A 2,743-nucleotide genomic window follows, 5' to 3' on the forward strand; every position below is an offset into this window, starting at 1 on the left:
CATTTTGCATTAATATGTATCCTTTTTTCGACATAAAATCATCTCCTTCTGTAAAAATCAATTCCTATCATACCATTATTGATAACCTAAATAAAAGTAATTGATGCTTTTTGTTTTAACTAAATAGTTCAATAAATAATACTAAAATAAAAATAATTAATCCATAAAATGATACATGCAGAAAAATGGTTGTTAGACCAAATTTAAAATCTTCAAGATTTATCCCTCTTCTACGGATTCTAGGCCGCATAATATCACCATCCTTAATTAAATATTATCCATTTCTAACTATTTTGACAATATTCTACCAAGAATAAAATAAGAATTGTAAAGCAGAAGTCTCCTAAACGCCTTTAAAACTTTTTATTCATCTGTTTTTGCTTGTTCATGATCTCATAGGATTTTTCTATTATATCCGACAAAACATCTCCTTTATAGATCCTGCCAACCTTCATGTTTTCTTGATAATATTGGACAATTTCATCCAATTTTCGAGAAGTTTCTTTTGCTATACGGACATTCAGTTGAATTCTTTTATCAGCAGTCATAGTGCGAATGTGCCTCCTGTTTGAAAGTGTTATAGCGAATGCTATTTGTTTGCTAGCAGTTTGATATCGACTATTATCAAATTGCTAGCAAAGCTATTTTGATTATACCATTAATAAAATGAGAGTATTCTTTCCTGTCGAAAAAAACCGGGTTTCCCCGGTTTTTGAATTCTATTTATTCATCATGCTTTTCCATTTCTCTTTAAGGAACTCCCCAAATTGTTCTAGCTCATGCACACCATCCATAAGCTTCTCTTTCCATATTGGAAGCTCTTCTTTAATTTTTTCTGCGGAATCCTTAATCGTCTTTTCAACTTCTTCCTGAAACTCTTTTTCGGTCATCTTTTCATTTACAGATTTCGTGGAGAATTCTGCTTGTTCAACATAGGGGATAGAGTTTTCCATAATAGATTTAAATAATGGGACAACAGTTTTGGAGCTGCTGCTTGATAGATAATGTTCCCGATCTGTTTGATCATAGCCAAGCCATACTGCCCCAACTAAATTTGGAGTATATCCAACAAACCATTGATCCTTTGTTCCGTTTATATCTTTATAAGGCAGCTGAGTGGATCCCGTTTTTCCCGCCAGCTGGACGCCATTTATTTTTGTTCCTTTTCCTGTTCCGGATTCAACGACATTTAGAAGCATCGATGTCATTTGATTGGCTACGGTTTTTGAAGTTACTTTCACTGTTTTCTTCTTTCTTTCAGCAATCACGTTACCTGTCGGGCCAACAATTTTTGTAATTAAATGTGCATCTTTTCGTTTTCCCCCGTTTGGAAATGTAGAATAAGCCTCAGCGAGCTTTAATGGGGAAATTCCTTTGTGCATGCCGCCCAATGCAATACCTAAATACTCATCTTCCTTTTCTAAAGGAATTCCGAAACGATTCAGCGAATCAATTCCTTTTTCAAGACCAATTTGATCGAGTAGCCAAACGGCAGGAACGTTTAGAGACTCCTCTATTGCTTTATACATTGGAACTTCACCGGAATATTTCTTTGACGCATTTTCTGGTTTATATTTTTCAAAGGACATTGGTTCATCCTTAAGCATGGATGTAGCCTGATAGCCTTCTTCAAGTGCAGGAGTATAAACAGCTAAAGGCTTTAAGGTTGATCCAGGCTGTGCTTTAATATGTGTGGCTCTGTTAAAGCCTCGGAATACATAGCTGCCTCTTCCGCCTACAAGTCCTCTTACACCGCCAGAAGCCGGGTCTAAAAGAACTGCTCCACTTTGAACAAGCACTCCATTTCGTCCACGTGGAAATAAATAGTCACTTTCATATACCTTTTCGAGCCCTGACTGTAAATTTTGGTCCATTTCGGTATATATTCGGTATCCTCTAGTAAAAATTTCTTCCTGTGTTAAGCCATATTTATGAATGGCTTCATCTAAGACTGCATCAACGTAATATGGATATTTTCTTTCGATAAAGCTGCCTTTTCCTTCATTTAATTGGATCGTTTCTGTGATGGCTTTTTCATATTCGTCTCCGCTTATCATGTCATGTTCTTTCATTTTTCCAAGGACAACATTTCTCCGCTCTATTGCTCGGTCATAATTTCTGAACGGATCTAGTGCAGAAGGCGCCTGTAACAATCCAGCTAAAAGGGCAGACTCACTAATAGTTAAGTCCTTTGCCCCTTTATTGAAATATTTATTGGATGCCTGATCAATTCCCCAAGCGCCGCTGCCAAAATAAACTTGATTTAAGTACATTTGCAGAATTTCGTCCTTTTTGTATTTCTTTTCAATTTCAACAGCAAGGAATAATTCTTCAATTTTTCGCTTATACGTTTTTTCAGATGAAAGCAAAGCATTTTTCGTAAGCTGCTGGGTAATCGTACTGCCTCCACCTGTTATTCTGCCGGCAAAAATATTCTTAAAGAAGGCTCGGGCTATTCCCTTCACATCAAACCCATTATGCTTGTAAAATCGTTCATCCTCAATTGCAACAACAGCATTTTTGACATAGTCAGGCATTTCTTCAATGGCAATCCCTTCCGAACGATTCGTTGCCAAGCTGCTTGCGACTTCCTCATTTTTATCGTATATGACAGTTGATTGCTTTAAACCTTCCTTTAAAGTTTCAACATTTGCGGTTGCCGCTATAAAGGCAAAGAAAAGGATCGTTCCTAATATAACCGTTAGTATAACTAACATCGCTATTTTTGTTATATGCTTATTAC

The 2,743-nt window shown here is 36.4% G+C and carries 3 protein-coding genes; all 3 read right to left on the reverse strand.

The genetic code is table 11. The features are described 5' to 3' along the window. Window positions 1-115: 115 nt before the first annotated feature. Window positions 116-250 carry a hypothetical protein gene (locus tag V7149_RS03170; RefSeq protein WP_335344210.1) on the reverse strand — a complete coding sequence of 45 codons (135 nt, stop codon included), beginning with the start codon at window positions 248-250 and terminating at the stop codon, window positions 116-118. 103 nt (window positions 251-353) lie between these two features. Continuing rightward, entirely contained in the window at window positions 354-548 is a 195-nt protein-coding gene (locus V7149_RS03175; RefSeq protein WP_335344211.1) for a hypothetical protein, read from the reverse strand. Window positions 549-719: 171 nt separating this feature from the next. Beyond that, window positions 720-2,743: transglycosylase domain-containing protein (locus tag V7149_RS03180; RefSeq protein WP_335344212.1), on the reverse strand; the 2,024-nt coding region annotated here is incomplete at its 5' end.

Source organism: Bacillus sp. JJ1503, from assembly GCF_036965125.1.
Lineage (GTDB): Bacteria > Bacillota > Bacilli > Bacillales > Cytobacillaceae > Cytobacillus.